Source organism: Olleya aquimaris, from assembly GCF_003259525.1.
GTDB lineage: Bacteria > Bacteroidota > Bacteroidia > Flavobacteriales > Flavobacteriaceae > Olleya > Olleya aquimaris.
The window spans coordinates 171,462-187,723 of record NZ_QLLO01000005.1 but is presented as its reverse complement, the minus strand read 5'-3'; the positions used below and the strand labels follow the sequence as shown (position 1 = coordinate 187,723).

General features: G+C 32.5%; 13 protein-coding genes and 1 tRNA gene. 9 read left to right on the top strand and 5 right to left on the bottom strand.

What is annotated here, in order from left to right; translation table 11 throughout:
• The first annotated feature begins 1 nt into the window (after position 1).
• From murG to LY08_RS08715, 7 genes are all read left to right on the top strand, one after another.
• On the top strand, positions 2-1,108 hold the full coding sequence (gene murG, locus LY08_RS08745; protein WP_111660076.1) for an undecaprenyldiphospho-muramoylpentapeptide beta-N-acetylglucosaminyltransferase: 1,107 nt from the start codon (positions 2-4) through the stop codon (positions 1,106-1,108).
• Positions 1,108-2,460 carry a UDP-N-acetylmuramate--L-alanine ligase gene (murC, locus tag LY08_RS08740; protein WP_111660075.1) on the top strand — a complete coding sequence of 451 codons (1,353 nt, stop codon included), beginning with the start codon at positions 1,108-1,110 and terminating at the stop codon, positions 2,458-2,460. The genes murG and murC overlap by 1 nt, the downstream gene beginning before the upstream one ends.
• Positions 2,450-3,169, top strand: coding sequence for a cell division protein FtsQ/DivIB (locus LY08_RS08735; RefSeq protein WP_111660074.1), 720 nt, complete (start codon positions 2,450-2,452; stop codon positions 3,167-3,169). Before murC ends, LY08_RS08735 begins: the two co-directional genes overlap by 11 nt.
• A 3-nt stretch (positions 3,170-3,172) precedes the next feature.
• Positions 3,173-4,498 (top strand): cell division protein FtsA, encoded by a 1,326-nt coding sequence (ftsA, locus tag LY08_RS08730; protein WP_111660073.1) that lies wholly within the window; start codon positions 3,173-3,175, stop codon positions 4,496-4,498.
• 71 nt (positions 4,499-4,569) lie between these two features.
• Positions 4,570-6,546, top strand: coding sequence for a cell division protein FtsZ (ftsZ, locus tag LY08_RS08725; RefSeq protein ID WP_111660072.1), 1,977 nt, complete (start codon positions 4,570-4,572; stop codon positions 6,544-6,546).
• 288 nt (positions 6,547-6,834) lie between these two features.
• Positions 6,835-7,284, top strand: coding sequence for a GatB/YqeY domain-containing protein (locus LY08_RS08720; protein ID WP_111660071.1), 450 nt, complete (start codon positions 6,835-6,837; stop codon positions 7,282-7,284).
• A gap of 51 nt (positions 7,285-7,335) precedes the next feature.
• Positions 7,336-7,409, top strand: a tRNA-Arg gene (locus LY08_RS08715).
• Between the two features lie 173 nt (positions 7,410-7,582).
• Here LY08_RS08715 and LY08_RS08710 read toward each other — a convergent pair.
• Positions 7,583-11,512 (bottom strand): LamG-like jellyroll fold domain-containing protein, encoded by a 3,930-nt coding sequence (locus LY08_RS08710; RefSeq protein WP_111660070.1) that lies wholly within the window; start codon positions 11,510-11,512, stop codon positions 7,583-7,585.
• 571 nt (positions 11,513-12,083) lie between these two features.
• On the opposite strand from LY08_RS08710, the gene LY08_RS08705 reads away from it, so the two are divergent.
• Together LY08_RS08705 and LY08_RS08700 are read left to right on the top strand one after the other, a co-directional pair.
• Positions 12,084-12,956 carry a zinc-dependent peptidase gene (locus LY08_RS08705; RefSeq protein ID WP_111660069.1) on the top strand — a complete coding sequence of 291 codons (873 nt, stop codon included), beginning with the start codon at positions 12,084-12,086 and terminating at the stop codon, positions 12,954-12,956.
• Between the two features lie 80 nt (positions 12,957-13,036).
• On the top strand, positions 13,037-13,456 hold the full coding sequence (locus LY08_RS08700) for a CBS domain-containing protein (protein ID WP_111660068.1): 420 nt from the start codon (positions 13,037-13,039) through the stop codon (positions 13,454-13,456).
• Positions 13,457-13,508: 52 nt separating this feature from the next.
• On the opposite strand, the gene rpe is transcribed toward LY08_RS08700, so the two are convergent.
• From rpe to LY08_RS08680, 4 genes are all read right to left on the bottom strand, one after another.
• The gene (gene rpe, locus LY08_RS08695) at positions 13,509-14,171 is read right to left on the bottom strand and encodes a ribulose-phosphate 3-epimerase (RefSeq protein WP_111660067.1); all 663 of its coding nucleotides are present in this window, start codon (positions 14,169-14,171) and stop codon (positions 13,509-13,511) included.
• A 39-nt stretch (positions 14,172-14,210) separates the two neighbouring features.
• Positions 14,211-14,621 (bottom strand): BLUF domain-containing protein, encoded by a 411-nt coding sequence (locus LY08_RS08690; RefSeq protein ID WP_211305925.1) that lies wholly within the window; start codon positions 14,619-14,621, stop codon positions 14,211-14,213.
• Positions 14,622-14,830: 209 nt separating this feature from the next.
• The gene (locus tag LY08_RS08685) at positions 14,831-15,694 is read right to left on the bottom strand and encodes a sigma-70 family RNA polymerase sigma factor (protein ID WP_044402461.1); all 864 of its coding nucleotides are present in this window, start codon (positions 15,692-15,694) and stop codon (positions 14,831-14,833) included.
• Between the two features lie 192 nt (positions 15,695-15,886).
• Entirely contained in the window at positions 15,887-16,258 is a 372-nt protein-coding gene (locus LY08_RS08680; protein ID WP_111660065.1) for a hypothetical protein, read from the bottom strand.
• Positions 16,259-16,262: the final 4 nt, after the last annotated feature.

Here is a 16,262-nt window from a genome sequence, read left to right as displayed (position 1 = left end):
AGTGAGTAACACAAACAAAGCATACAAAATTATTTTAAGCGGTGGCGGAACAGGTGGTCACATCTATCCCGCAATTGCTATAGCTAACGAATTAAAAAGGCGTTTTCCAAACGCAGAATTTTTATTTGTTGGAGCTAAAGACCGTATGGAAATGGAAAAAGTTCCGCAAGCTGGTTATGCTATAAAAGGGTTATGGATTTCTGGTATTCAAAGAAAACTAACACTTAAAAATATGATGTTTCCATTTAAGTTAATAAATAGCTTATGGAATGCTAGACAAATAGTAAATCAGTTTAAACCTGACGTAGCAATTGGAACTGGTGGTTTTGCTAGTGGTCCATTATTGCAAGTAGCCTCATCAAAAGGAATTCCTAGTTTAATCCAAGAACAAAACTCGTATCCAGGAATCACCAATAAATTATTATCAAAAAAAGTTCAAAAAATTTGTGTTGCCTATAATGGATTAGAACGTTTTTTTCCAGCCAACAAAATTATAAAAACAGGTAATCCTGTACGACAAGATTTATTAGATATTTCCTCTAAAAGAGTTGAGGCTATCAAGCATTTTAAACTAGAAGAAGGCAAACAAACCTTATTGGTTTTAGGGGGAAGTTTAGGTGCAAAAGCTATTAACGAATTAATGGTTAATGAATTGGATTTTTTGCAAACGCTAAACATCCAAATTATATGGCAATGTGGAAAATTATACTACCAAAATTATAAACTTTACGGAAACACAAAGCATGTGCAAGTGCATCAATTTATAAACAGAATGGATTATGCTTATGCGGCTGCAGATTTTATTATTTCTCGTGCTGGAGCAAGTTCTGTAAGTGAACTGTGTATAGTTGGTAAGCCAACCATTTTTGTGCCTTCTCCATATGTTACAGAAGACCATCAAACCAAAAATGCTGCAGCTATTGTAAATGAAAATGCAGCGCTTTTAATTGCGCAAGAAGATTTAAAAGTAGACTTTAAAAATAAATTTGGACAATTAGTAGCTTCAAAAGAAAAACAAGAAGAACTAAGTAAAAATATTAAAAAATTAGCATTAGTTAATGCTACAAAAGATATCGCAGACGAAGTAGAAAAACTTCTAAATAAATAATGAATTTAAACAACATATATAACATTTACTTTATAGGCATTGGAGGAATAGGTATGTCTGCATTAGCGCGCTATTTTAAAGCTAATGGTAAGTGTGTTGCTGGATACGATAAAACTAAAACAGATATTACAGATAGTCTGGTAGATTTAGATATCGCCATACATTTTGAAGATTCTGTAGCTAATCTGGATAACCGTTTTTTAAACCCAGAAACGACCTTAGTTGTTTACACGCCTGCTGTGCCTAAAAGTCACATGGAGTTGACTTACTTTAAAAATAATGGGTTTACTGTTTTAAAACGCTCTCAGGTATTAGGGTTAATCACTCAAAACACGTTTTGTTTAGCAGTTGCAGGTACGCATGGTAAAACAACTACAACTAGTATTTTAGGACATTTGTTACACGAGTGTAATGTGCCACTAACCGCATTTTTAGGCGGAATTAGCGAAAATTACAATTCTAATTTGATTCTTAACGGAACAGAGGTTAGTGTGGTTGAAGCAGATGAGTTTGATCGTTCCTTCTTAACCTTACATCCGGATATGGCTTGTATCACGTCCATGGATGCAGACCATTTAGATATTTATGGAGATGCTTCTGCATTGATAGCTTCGTTTAAAGATTTTACAAAACAATTAAAGCCTAACGGAAAACTGTTTGTTAAAAATGGACTTCCGCTTAAAGGAATAACTTACGGAATAGAAGATGATGCAGACTATGCTGCGCAAAACATAACAATAGAAAATGGCACCTATGTTTTTGATGTAAAAACACCAAAAACAGTGCTTAAAAATTTGCAATTTAACCTACCTGGTAGACATAATTTGTCAAATGCTTTAGTCGCTCTGGCGATGTCTGTAGAATATGGAGTCCCTATCCAACAGCTCGCCAAAGCTTTAGCGTCTTATAAAGGTGTAAAGCGCAGATTTACCTATCAACTTAAGACAGATAATTTAGTGTTTATCGATGATTATGCACATCATCCAGAAGAGATTAATGCAGTCCATCAGGCAGTTAGAGAAATGTATCCTAATAAAAAAGTATTAGCCATTTTTCAACCACATCTGTTTTCAAGAACCCAAGATTTTGCTCAAGATTTTGCAAAAAGCTTATCACAATTTGATGAACTGCTATTATTGGATATTTATCCAGCAAGAGAAATGCCAATTGAAGGTGTAACTTCAGAGTGGTTGTTAAGTTTAATGACTGCAAAAAATAAAAAATTAGTAACAAAAGACACTTTAATAGAAAATATAAAGAAAAGTACAGCAGATATTATTTTAACTATTGGAGCTGGAGATATAGGTGCAGAAGTTTCAAAAATTAAAAAAGCACTTCAAAATGAAAGTTAATTGGAATAACATAAAACTACTGTTTCTACTGGGTTTAGTAGTGTTTTTGTATGCGTTTTCATCTGCAAGAAATAATAAAAGAACGATTTCTAAACCTCATGTAGAATTCCTAGGAAACAATAATCTTTTTATGACACAAGAAGATGTTAGTAAGTTGTTAATACAAAATCAACAGTACGTTACAAATGAGCCTAAAGAAATTTTAGATTTGAACTTATTAGAAACGACTCTAAATGCAAACCCAATTGTAGAGTTTGCAGATGTTTACGTTAGTGTAACAGGACATTTAACAGCAAAGGTTAAACAAAAAACACCTATTGCCAGAGTGGTAACAGACGTGTCGTATTATATAGATAGCAATGGTGGTTATATGCCATTATCAAAAAACTATACAGAACGCGTCCCAATTGTTACTGGATTTGTCAATAAAAAAAACTTAGAGAAGGCACAAAAAATAGCAGTAAAAATTCAAGAAGACGAGTTTTTAAAAAAGCATGTTGTTCGCATTCATCAAAACAAGAATGGAACGATGGACCTTAAACTAAGACAATGTGATTTTGTAGTCAAACTAGGAGATTTAAAACAATTAGATAAAAAAATAAATAATCTAAAAGCCTTTTACCTAAAAGCTACAAAAGATAAAACCTTAAACAATTACAGTAAAGTAAACTTGCAATTTGGTAATCAAGTTGTGTGTACAAAAGCATAAGTTATGGAGCAAAACATTGCAGTAGGATTAGACATAGGAACCACAAAAATTGTGGCTATGATTGGTCGTAAAAACGAATATGGTAAAGTCGAAATTTTAGGCATTGGTAAGTCTAAAAGTTTGGGTGTACATCGTGGTGTGGTTAATAACATAACACAAACTATTCAATCTATTCAATTAGCCATTCAAGAAGCAGAAGCTGCTGCAGCATTAAAAATTGAAGGAGTAACTGTAGGTATTGCTGGACAACATATTAGAAGTTTACAACACAGCGATTACATTACTAGACCAAATAGCGAAACGGTTATTGATGAAGATGATATAGAACGCCTAATCAATCAAGTACACAAATTGGTTATGCTTCCTGGAGAAGAAATTATACACGTCTTACCACAGGAGTATAAAATTGATGGTCAAGCCGAAATTAAAGAGCCAATTGGTATGTATGGTGGGCGTTTAGAAGCTAATTTTCATGTGGTAGTTGGGCAAGTATCATCTATTAGAAACATTGGACGTTGTGTACAAAGTGCAGGTTTAGCATTAGAAGGTATCACGTTAGAGCCTCTTGCAAGTGCTAATGCAGTATTAAGTCAAGAAGAAAAAGAAGCAGGTGTTGCTTTAATTGATATAGGAGGTGGTACTACAGATTTAGCCATTTTTAGAGATGGTATTATCCGTCATACAGCTGTAATCCCTTTTGGAGGTAATGTAATTACTGAGGATATCAAAGAAGGATGTTCGATTATAGAAAAGCAAGCCGAATTACTTAAAATAAAATTTGGTAGCGCATGGCCAGGAGAAAATAAAGATAACGAGATAGTGTCTATTCCAGGCTTAAGAGGTCGTGATCCTAAAGAGATTACCCTTAAAAACCTGTCTAAAATTATTCATGCACGTGTTGTAGAAATAGTAGAGCAGGTATATGTCGAAATAAAAAACTACGGACACGAAGAACAAAAAAAGAAACTAATTGCAGGTATTGTTTTAACAGGAGGAGGAAGTCAATTAAAACATTTAAAACAATTAGTAGAATATATTACAGGAATGGATACCAGAATTGGATATCCAAACGAGCATCTTGCAGGCGATAGTGATGACGCTATTACTAGTCCTCTATTTGCAACAGCAGTAGGATTAGTGATGGACGGTTTAAAACGTCAAGACCGTAAAAAAGCAGAAGCTAAAATTGAAGAAGAAATTCAGGCTCAGGAAGAGGCAAACCAAGAAAGTCCTGAAGTAGAAAAAGTAGAACCTCCAAAAAAACAACGCAAGTCGTTTTTAGATACGTTAACAGAAAGGGTTAAAGACTTTTTAGATAACGCAGAGTAAAATTAAAATAATAATATTCAAGCGATGTTATATCGCTTTAAAATAATAATTGATCCAGAAAACTAGAATTTATGAGCAGCAACAACGAATTCGAAAACATAGCATTCGATCTTCCAAAAAATCAATCTAATGTCATAAAAGTCATCGGTGTAGGTGGTGGAGGTAGTAATGCTATCAATCACATGTTTCTTCAAGGCATTAAAGGTGTAGATTTTGTAATCTGTAATACAGATGCACAAGCGTTACAAAACAGTGGTGTGCCAAACAAAATTCAATTAGGTGTAAACTTAACAGAAGGGCTTGGTGCAGGTGCTAATCCAAATGTAGGAGAGCAGTCTGCGGTAGAAAGTTTTGATGACATCCAACGTATGTTAGATACCAATACTAAAATGGTATTTATTACAGCAGGAATGGGAGGTGGAACTGGTACAGGTGCAGCGCCAATCATAGCTAAAATGGCTAAAGATTTAGATATTTTAACCGTTGGAATTGTGACGATGCCATTTCAGTTTGAAGGTAAAATGCGTAATGAGCAAGCTCAAGAAGGGATTGAAAAATTGCGTAAAGAAGTGGACAGTTTAGTGGTTATAAACAACAATAAATTACGTGAAGTCTATGGGAACCTAGGGTTTAAAGCTGGTTTCTCTAAAGCAGATGAAGTATTATCTACTGCAGCACGTGGTATTGCAGAAGTCATAACGCATCACTACACGCAAAACATCGATTTACGCGATGCAAAAACAGTATTAAGTAATAGCGGAACTGCTATTATGGGATCTGCTGAAGCTTCAGGACAAAATCGTGCTCACGAAGCTATTTCTAAAGCATTAGATTCTCCGTTATTAAACGATAATAAAATTACAGGAGCCAAAAACGTATTGTTGCTAATCGTTTCTGGAGCTCATGAAATTACTATTGATGAAATTGGAGAAATTAACGATCATATCCAAAATGAAGCTGGTCATGGAGCCAATATTATTATGGGTGTTGGTGAAGATGAAAGCTTAGAAGAGTCAATTTCTGTAACCATTATAGCTACAGGTTTTGATGTCGAGCAGCAAAATGAAATTTCAAACACCGAAATTAAAAAAGTCATTCATGCTTTAGAAGACGACCAAAATATGGAACAAGATTTAAGTGGTAACGAAAAAGAGCCAGCTATAATCTTACCTAATATTGAGCTAGAAGATACGCAAGAGACACCTCAAGCGGTAGTAAAGCATACTTTAGATATTGAAGACAATACAGAAGATGAGCTGTCTGCATTTGAAATGGCTCAAATAAATAAACAAAAAGGAGTGAGCTATGAGGATGTAGATTTAATTCCAACAAGCGAGCTTATTAAAAACATGGATGTCATATACTCTGAAGTGGATGTAAATGTTGAAGACACTGAAGATTTTAATATTACTACAGTTTCCAATACAGAGGTGGAGGCACCAGTTAGAATTGAAGAAGAAGAAGAGAAGCAACAAATTACATTAAGTTTTGATATGCCATTATCAGAGCCAGTTGTAGAGTCTACAGTAGAAGAGGAGAAACCAGTGGTAATGAATTTAACGGACGAGGTTAATGATATGGAAGTAAATGATTTTATTGAAATTATTCCTGTAACCGAAAATTCTGAAACTGGAGAAGTAAGATATGCTTTAGATGATTATGTTGAGGTAAATTCTGCAATTAATAAAGTGGCTGAACCAAAAGTTGAAGTCGATAAGGAAGTTGCTTTTGAACAGAAAACATTAGAGGATACAGATGAAGATGTGACTGAAACAGAAGTAGATCCTATGAATACGCCAATCTCTGAGTTATTAAAAAGCAGAGCAGACGAGCGTAGAAAAAAAATGAAGAATTTTAATCATAAATTCAATAGTTCTAAAATTGAAGATATAGAGAAAATTCCAGCTTATAAACGTCAAGGTTTAGAGTTAGATAATAGTCAACACTCATCAGACAATAGTATTTCAAAAACAACACTTAGTGTTGATGATAATGACGATATCCAATTAAGAAGTAACAATTCTTTTTTGCATGACAACGTAGATTAATAAAACACTATTATTTAAATAGTTAGTTAGGTTTATTCCGGTTTATTTCGGAAAACTAATCACTTAAATTAATCCATTTTTAACCCGAAAAGTGCCCTCAAGCTTTTCGGGTTTTTTTAGTGAAATCCTATTTTGAAAAGAAAGGGTTGCATTCAAAGTTATTGGTAAAACTAATCCCGCTTTTACAAATAAGAATTTTTTAAGTCTAGTTTCTACAGTGCAAAAGCAATCACATTTAAAAATAAATACTTTTACCTATCTTCGTGGTTCAATAAAAACACAAATAAAATGAGTTTATCTAAAGATATAATGACAGCCCTAAAAGAGGCAATGAAAAGTAAAGATACAGTTGCATTAACTGCATTAAGAGCTGTTAAATCTGCTATACTTTTAGCGCAGACAGAAACTGGAGCAAAAGCAGAGTTGACAGAAGCAGAAGAGCTTAAAATACTTCAAAAACAAGTCAAGCAACGCAAGGATAGTGCTGCAATATTTTTAGAACAAGGACGAGAAGATTTAGCAGCACCAGAATTAGCAGAAGCAGAAGTGATAGCTCAGTTTTTACCAGAAGCCATGAGTGAGGAGGAGATTGCTAAAATAGTAGACAATGTTATTGCTAAAACTGGAGCAGAAGGCATGAAAGATATGGGTAAGGTTATGGGAATGGTTAGTGGTCAATTGGCAGGAAAAGCAGATGGTAAAACTATTTCTACAATTGTAAAAGCTAGATTGTCTTAAAGTCTTTTTGGCTAGGTAGTTCAAAAAAATTATTAACTACATTGCTCAATAGGCCTCGTAGTTCAACTGGATAGAATATCAGATTTCGGCTCTGAGGGTTGGAGGTTCGAATCCTCTCGAGGTCACGAATAAACAGAAAAACCGAAAACAAAATTGAGCTTACTCAAAATTATGTTTTCGGTTTTTCTATTTTCAAAGCGGAGCCTTGAGAGATGCGTGTTAGCGAATCCTGTTCTTGAATTAACATAAAAAAACCTGCAACTTGAGTTACAGGTTTTTTATAGTTAAGGGATATTATTTATTTCATAATAATTTTCTTAGAAAGGGTTTCTCCATTGTTTAAAGTTAACTTTACAATGTAAACACCTGTGCTAAATTTATCTAAAAGCACACCTTGATCTAATTTTGATTTATTGGTATTGTTAGAGGTGTTATGTACTATTTGTCCATGCATATTTATTACTTGTAACATAGATGCGTCTTGTTGTAAACCTTTAGCGTAAAAAGTATTACTGTCTTGGTCTAAATACATAAATACATTGTCAGATTGATTATCAAAATTTGAAGTAGCTTGTTGTTTAAAAACTACTTTTAATCTGTTGGGATTAATACCATCTGCAGAATTAAAATTATAATTTTGAAAGTTAGATAAGTCATAATATTTATTTGCAAAAGCATCATAGATAAATATTTCTTGAGACTCATCAAAATTTATTTTTTCAGTAAGAGTTATTGAGTAATTATGATTACCTCTTGTGCTTAATATTAAATCTATTAATTTGTCTTCTGAAAATTCTGACAATACCTGAATTAACATTTTGTCTCCGTTTAACGAAGTTGCTATATCATTGTTGTTAAATTCGTTTGGTTTAGAATCGTAACCATAATCAAAACCATCTGTTGTGTTTCCGCAAAAACCAATTACTAATTCTCTTGTTGGCTTGTTGTCAACTTTAAATTCTAATCTAATTTTTTTACAAGCGTCAACTTCTGTTAAGTCATTATCTGCTTGATTATTAGTGTTACCAGTTCTAAAAAATACAGATTCTCCAAGAGCTTCTTCTTTAAATACTCTTTGACTATTGTTAAAAACAATGTCACCATCTAATACAATTTCTGTCATAAACCCCTGTCCTACAGGTAAAAATTGAGTTGGTGTTTTGGTTCCGTCTTGAAATCCGTTGTTTGCACCATTTATTCCTACAAATTGATATGCTGGTACTTTAGCAAATTTATTTAATGTTGCATAACCACCATTATATTCTGCTAAATTATGACTGTTTCCAGACCATTGTTCCCATAAGTAAATTGTACCACCACAAACAGATGCATTGTCATCTAAAAACTGGTGTGCGTCTATAGCAGAAGGGTAAGGGTTTCCTAATAAATAAAGCGTTTGTGTAGAGCTATGTACAGAACCAGGACCTCCAGTATCAACAACAGGAATAATAACATCTCCATTGTTAGGTTTTCCTTCAAATATATATTGAAACTCTGTACCAGCAACACCAGGACCTTTTTGAGTGTATCCAACACCTGCAGGTATTAAACTGTTTTCGTCTCTTGGTATCCAGTCGTAATATGTTACACCATTTTGAAATGTATATAACCATCTTCTGCTAATAGAAGCAGGTGTGGTTGATGGTGCGTCATATGTGTTTACAAATTGAATAAATCCATTGTTATCTTGTAACATGTTTACTGAAAAATCTGTATTGTTACTAGTTGTGCTAATTGCACCAACAGGAGAAGACCAATAGTTATATCTATGCATACTTGTTACACCTTCTTGACGTCTTAAAATTTTTCCAGCACTTGTAACGTTTAAATCACTTAATTCTGTTTGAATTAATTGAGAATCTTCTTTTAAGTCTATGGTACCGTTTAAATCTAAAAACCATGTGTTTTTTAATTCATTGGTTCCGTTTATTGTTAATGTATTACCAGGGTTTACAATTAAGCCTAAATGCGTATGAGCACTATTGGTATCTACATTACTATTAATTTCTACAATAGACCAATCTTTATTTGGTAAATCTTCTATGTCCCAAACATCACCATGTAACCATGTAGACTCTGAAGTCCAAGCTCCATCATTAACAGATACGTAAGGCATTGGCGTGGTTTGATTCCATAATGTATTAGAAGAAATACCTTGTATAGAACCGTTTAATGCATTACCAGAACCATCTACTACACAATTTCCTCTTACCACATTCATGGTGTAATATAATGATAGGTCTAACCAGCTAACTGTAGAGTTAAGTGCATGGTCTTTAATGTCTTTAGGGATTACGCTTCCTCTAACATTTCCAGCGTTATTTTCAATTTCTTGATATACTATTTGTTGTAGTTGTTCGTCTTCTAATGCTTTGTTAAATACACGTACTTCGTCTATTTCTCCTTCAAAATTATCTGTTCCAAGTAGACTAGTGATGTCTCCACCAATATTAAATGTTGCTACACTAGCTAGTCCAAGTACAGTGTTTCCTGAGGTGTCTAAAAACGAATCGACTAACTCTCCATCAAAATACATTTTTATAAAACCATTTTTAAACGAAGCAGCAATATGGTGCCAAGTGCCTCCTGTGTTTCCAAGTCCAGTTTGAGTAAGATCTAAACCTCCAACAATGTTACCTCCCCAAATTACACTTAAATCATCGTTTAGTGTTGATAATCCAAAAACACCATTTTGTCCTATAATTCCTGTTTGAAGTAACTCGCTATCATTTGCTTTTTTTACCCAGCACATAATAGTAACTTCTGGTAAACCGCTTAAATCTAAATTAGTTGTAATTAAATCGTCTACACCATCAAGCAAGATTTGAAACGGTCCAGCAATTACATCTGGAATTGCTAAAGTAAACAGCTGTCCATCTTTTAATTCAATAAGGTTATAGGTTAATATTTTAGTAGAAGTATTATAACTTCCTCTATAGTTTTTATAATCATCTAAACTAGCATCGTCAGCTACTAATAAATCTAATTCTGTAGCTTCAGCATTTGTAATTGTTGTACCATTTAGGTCAAATTCTAATTTAACTAATCCTGTATCATTATTAGCTTCGCTTACTTTCCACATTCTATTTAATACTTGTGTGGTTCTGGTAGGTGTTCCTGTAGAGGTTAATGTGGTTTCGCCACCATTACTACCTATAATTAAATAACTATCGTCATTTAAAAAGCTACCTATTTCTCCTTCAATAGTTAAAATAGACTCCGTAACAGTACTAGAGCTAGTCGATTTAGTTTGCAATAAGCTAGAATTGTCATCTCTTGCAATTCCAATTACATTATGTCCGTATCCTGAGTTTGCAGCACCATTCCATACTATGTTTCCTAAAGAGTTAAAATAGTTTGTGCTGGTACCAGAATAAGTTAAGTCTGTAGCTGTGCTAGTAGAGCTATCCCAAGTTTGGTCGTTAGCCCCTAAGGTTATACCGTATTTAATAGCTAAATAAGATTCTACTTGTTGTAACTCTAATACAGTTAAGTCTCTATTATATACTATTACTTCTGCGATATCACCATTAAAAAAATCTGTGCTACCCGAATTAACAGTTTGACGACGTGCACCTATTAATACATCAGAAAGATTGCTGGTTCCAGATTGTACACCATCGTTGGTTGTAGATGGGTCTGCAATACCATTAACAAAAGGAGTTAATCTTAATAACGGATCTACAATTGCTAAATTAACTATGTTAGAGCTTAATTTTGCTTCGTTTAACGTGTGAAACGTTCCAACACGCTCTGCATTGTTGCTTATTGATCTTCCAAAAGTGTTATGAACAACTCTGTGTGTTGCATCAAAATGTAATTGAAAATTTCTATTGGTATTATCACCTTTAGAGATAACTGTACCTCCTTGTGCTTGATCTGTTTTTACAACTGAAATTATAGTCATTCCTAATAAACTAGGATCTATATTTAATGTTACAGGTGTCCCGTAGTTATAAAATTCGTCACCGGAAAACTGAACAATTGGATTAAAATTTAAACCATCGTTAATTATAGTTGCGTGGTTAACACCATCTGAAGATCCAGTAATCGAATTTATGGATTGGTCTTCCCAAGAAGTGACATCACTACCTGATAAATTGGTGCCAGAATCAGCTTTTAACCAAAGTTGTAAACCTGTAGGGACATTTCCAGGGTTTTGAGCAAATACACTTAAATTGAAACCTAAAAGTAATAGGTAGATGAGGGTGAGGGTTTTGGTATTCATAAGTAGTAAGAATTAATGTACTGTTAGTATAGTTTTTTTTATATTTTTTTGTTTTTTTAATTAATAGATTAATGTTTTTACAATTTAATAGACTAATTACATTACAAACATAGACGAAATATTCGCAACTATCGACAAGAAGCAAAAAAAATCGACGAAATGTAAACTCTTTTGTGATATTCTTAATAAATAACATTTTTTAACATTTTATATTTAGTGAAACAAGGGAGGCAATTGATTGTTTTTTAATAAAATACAATTGGTAAACCAGTTATAGTGGGCAATCATTCATTGATTCTGGTCTTTTTTTGACTCAAATAGTCTAAAAAGACATTAATTTCTACTGTATGAAGATGATTAAGGAAGAATTATATTACAAAATCGCACTTAATCCTTTAAAATATGTTTTAAAACATTAATAATGAATGACTATTCGGTTATTTAATAAATATTAAGTTTTAGAGAAATTAATAAACATAATTAAAATCCAAAACGTCTTTTATAGAATGTGTTATTTTGCAAAAGATTAATATGGATGTAACAAAAAGAAAATACTAACTACTAATTATTAATGACTACATTTTTTTTAGCCTTACAATCCCAAACAGAACTTAAAGAAAATCCATTAGTGTACAAGTATGTCCTAGCTATAGGTACCATTGTAATTATCTTATTTGTTCTGTACAGAATATATTTGATAGTTGAGTTTCAGTTTGTGTCAAAATTTAAAAAACCATTATATAATCATTTTTATTTAAGGTTAAAAAAGTTAAGTCCAGCTCAGAATTTTATTTTAAAAAATGAGTTTTCATTTTTTAAAAAATTATCACCAAAAAATCAAACCTATTTTGAGCATCGTGTCGCGCAATTTATTAGTAAACACCAATTTATTGGCAAAGACAATCTGCAAATAACAGACCAGATGAAAGTGCTTGTTGCAGCTACTGCAACTATGCTAACTTTTGGTTTTAGAAGGTATAACATCAAACTATTAGACAAGGTTATACTGTATCCAAAAGCGTTTTACTCTAATACCAATCAACAATTACATAAAGGCGAATTTAATCCAGCCTATAAAGCAATAGTATTTTCATGGGAAGATTTCTTGCATGGTTATTCTATTGAAAATGACAATTACAATCTGGCTATTCATGAGTTTGTACATGCTATTCATATAGATAATTTAAAAGAGCGTGGTCCAAAAGCAGCAATATTTTTAAATAGTTTTGCAGATATTGCAAATTATCTTGAAATCAATGAAAACTACAAAGACCGCTTAGTTGCTTCAGACTATTTTAGGGATTACGCCTATACCAATCAATTTGAATTTGTTTCGGTAATCATCGAAACATTTATTGAAACACCACAAGAGTTTAAAAGACAATTCCCAGAGATTTACACTAAAGTGAAGCAGATGCTTAACTTTAACTTTGCAGGTTATTAATTTTGTTTCAGCTGACTTTTATCATGTTTATTAAGGTTTATTAATACTAATTTTAATATTGAAATTAAAAGCTACTATAAATGAAAAAAAGAACTCCTGTATCAGAAATAATGACCACACAGGTTATTACTTTACATAAAACAGACGATTTAGAACAAGCAGAACAGTTATTTAAACAACATAATATTAGACATATTCCTGTGGTTAGTGGAGAGGCTATTATTGGGATATTAAGCTACACAGATTTGCTAAGAATTAGTTTTGCAGATGCAGCAGACGAGTATGCTTTAGACGTAGAAAGTATAGTATATAATATGTTTACTATAGAGCAAGTGATGGCTAAAAACTTAGTAAGTGTCTCTAGTAGTACAACAATTAAAGAGGTTGCAGAATTGTTAGCAACAAAAGAGTTTCATGCATTACCTGTTGTAGATCACGAAAAATTGGTTGGTATAGTGACTACAACAGATTTAATTAATTACTTAATTAGACAGTTTTAAGGGATAGAAATAAATAAGTAATTAAATAAGGCTCCAAATTTTGGAGCCTTTATTATGAGTTAGCCAAAGATTTTAAATTGGCAATAGTTTGTGTAGGATTTTCACTTTTAAAAACATGGCTACCAGCAACAAAAACATCTGCACCAGCTTCCACTAATTTTTGGATGTTTTGATCTGTTACACCACCATCAATTTCTATTTTAGTGTCTAAACCTTGTTCATCAATCATTTTACGTAATTTTTTTATACGTTGGTAGGTCACCTCTTCAAATTTTTGACCACCAAAACCAGGGTTTATAGACATAAGTAGCACCATATAACATTCTGGTAAAATATCTTCTAAAACAGAGACAGGTGTTGTAATGTTTAAAACAATACCAGCTTTACAGCCAGCATCTTTAATTTGTCTTAATGTACGATGTAAGTGTACTGTAGATTCGTGATGTACTGTAATAATGTCTGCTCCAACTTTAGCAAATTCCTCTATGTAACGTTCTGGCTTTTCTATCATTAAATGCACATCTAATGGTTTGGTAGCATGCTTTTTAATAGCAGCTATTACAGGCATTCCATATGAGATGTTAGGTACAAAATGTCCATCCATAACATCTATATGAAACCAATCGGCATCACTAGTATTAACCATTTCTGTATCGCGTTGTAAGTTGCCAAAATCGGCAGCTAGCATGGAAGGAGCAATTAATTTTGAAGACATTTTATTGGTTTTGTGTTATTTTTTGTAAAACTACTACTTTTATGAATTAGGTTCTAATAGCGATTCAATAAATTGAAAAAAGAAATCACTATTTTCTATATTATTATCCTGTAATGTTTTTATATAGAATTGTAAACTATACAGGGTTTTAATATCATTTATTACTGAGTAGCCAACATCAAAAGACTTAAAGTTTAATTGTTTAATGGGTTTATTTAAATGTAATTTAATCTTAGAGTGACGATAATCTTTTTTGATTAACTCATAAAGTGTGTCCAATGTTTCTGAGTCACCTTCTAATATCTGAAAAAATTCATTGTCTTTTTTTATTAAAACACCAGTGATGTTTTGACTATTGTTATTTAGCTGAGTTTTGTTAAAAAGAGCTTCAAAATCTAATAATCTAAGATTTGGATTAACTCGACTTTTATAACAGATAGTTTTAAGCATTAAGTTGGTATTGGAGTGTAAATATAATAATAACAACTCATATACTCTAAAATGAGTGAACCCGAAGTAATCAGCTTCGGGTTCTTTCATCAATCAAAAAACGAACAGTTATGATTAACTGTTTGTTGGGATAAAATTCCAATATTTTCAAATCTAAAATCCAAACTGTTTACTGTTGGAATTTAAATTTGTGTTTTGGAATTTAAAACTTACCCTAGGTAAGTTTTTAATATTTTACTTCTAGACGTATGTTTTAATCTACGAATCGCTTTTTCTTTAATTTGTCTTACACGTTCTCTGGTTAGGTCAAAGGTTTCACCTATTTCTTCCAATGTCATTGGGTGTTGGTTTCCTAAGCCAAAGTATAATCTAATAACGTCTGCTTCACGAGGTGTCAGTGTTTCTAAAGCACGCTCAATTTCTGTACGTAATGATTCGTGTAATAATTCTCGGTCTGGATTTGGTGACTCTCCAGAGTTTAATACATCATATAAATTAGAATCTTCACCTTCTACTAAAGGCGCATCCATACTGACGTGACGACCAGAATTTTTCATAGACTCTTTAACATCGTTAATGGTCATGTCTAATTCTTTAGCAATCTCTTCTGCACTTGGAGGACGCTCATGTGCTTGCTCTAAAAAGGCAAACGTTTTGTTTATTTTATTAATAGATCCAATCTTGTTAAGCGGTAAACGCACAATTCTAGATTGTTCTGCTAACGCTTGTAATATAGATTGTCTAATCCACCAAACAGCATAGGATATAAATTTAAAACCACGCGTTTCATCAAAACGTTGTGCAGCTTTAATTAGTCCTAAATTACCTTCATTAATTAAATCTGGTAACGTTAACCCTTGGTTTTGATATTGCTTAGCTACAGAAACAACGAAACGTAAATTAGCTTTAGTCAATTTTTCAAGAGCTAATTGGTCTCCTGCTTTAATGCGTTGTGCTAATTCTACTTCTTCGTCTGCGGTAATTAAGTCAACTTTTCCAATTTCTTGTAAGTATTTGTCTAAAGACGCGGTTTCACGGTTGGTTACCTGTTTGGTAATCTTAAGTTGTCTCATCTAAATAAGTTGTGATTTTATCCTAAAAATAGGGTATGAATAAATTGCTATCAATGGTTATACGCACAAAAGACACATTTTGTTACAAAAAAGTTTATTTATTTTTTTGTGTTGCTAAGTTTTTTAAAGTTTTGATTTAATGTATTTCGTCGATTTCTATTTGTTATACACGGATGTTGGCAAACGTATTTTTTATTCAGTTAGATTTTCCTTTATAGATTTTAGCGTTTCAATTTTTGGCATTTCTATAATTTCAGATTCTCCGTCTATTGAGTAGAATTCCAATTCAGTAGGCATTTGGTTAGTTCCGAACACAGATATTCCAATCAATTCTCCGCTTTTACCTTTTCCAACGTAATCTATTATTAAATTTCCTTTTTGAATTTCCGATTCTAATGTTTTTCCAAATATTATAGTCGGACAATTTCCGCAACCACATCTCGCAATAACTTTCAGATTTCCGATTAAATTAGTCCATTCTGCCTTTTCTTTTTCAAACAAATAAGTCAGAAATTCAATTTCGGATTTGGTTAATTCTCTTTTATCAGGAATGCTGTATTTCATTTAA

Coding starts and splice junctions, on each gene's coding strand:
- murC (WP_111660075.1), top strand. CDS start 1,108: ATGAATTTAAACAACATATATAACATTTACTTTATAGGCATTGGAGGA.
- LY08_RS08735 (WP_111660074.1), top strand. CDS start 2,450: ATGAAAGTTAATTGGAATAACATAAAACTACTGTTTCTACTGGGTTTA.
- ftsA (WP_111660073.1), top strand. CDS start 3,173: ATGGAGCAAAACATTGCAGTAGGATTAGACATAGGAACCACAAAAATT.
- ftsZ (WP_111660072.1), top strand. CDS start 4,570: ATGAGCAGCAACAACGAATTCGAAAACATAGCATTCGATCTTCCAAAA.
- LY08_RS08720 (WP_111660071.1), top strand. CDS start 6,835: ATGAGTTTATCTAAAGATATAATGACAGCCCTAAAAGAGGCAATGAAA.
- LY08_RS08710 (WP_111660070.1), bottom strand. CDS start 11,512: ATGAATACCAAAACCCTCACCCTCATCTACCTATTACTTTTAGGTTTC.
- LY08_RS08705 (WP_111660069.1), top strand. CDS start 12,084: ATGACTACATTTTTTTTAGCCTTACAATCCCAAACAGAACTTAAAGAA.
- LY08_RS08700 (WP_111660068.1), top strand. CDS start 13,037: ATGAAAAAAAGAACTCCTGTATCAGAAATAATGACCACACAGGTTATT.
- rpe (WP_111660067.1), bottom strand. CDS start 14,171: ATGTCTTCAAAATTAATTGCTCCTTCCATGCTAGCTGCCGATTTTGGC.
- LY08_RS08690 (WP_211305925.1), bottom strand. CDS start 14,621: ATGCTTAAAACTATCTGTTATAAAAGTCGAGTTAATCCAAATCTTAGA.
- LY08_RS08685 (WP_044402461.1), bottom strand. CDS start 15,694: ATGAGACAACTTAAGATTACCAAACAGGTAACCAACCGTGAAACCGCG.
- LY08_RS08680 (WP_111660065.1), bottom strand. CDS start 16,258: ATGAAATACAGCATTCCTGATAAAAGAGAATTAACCAAATCCGAAATT.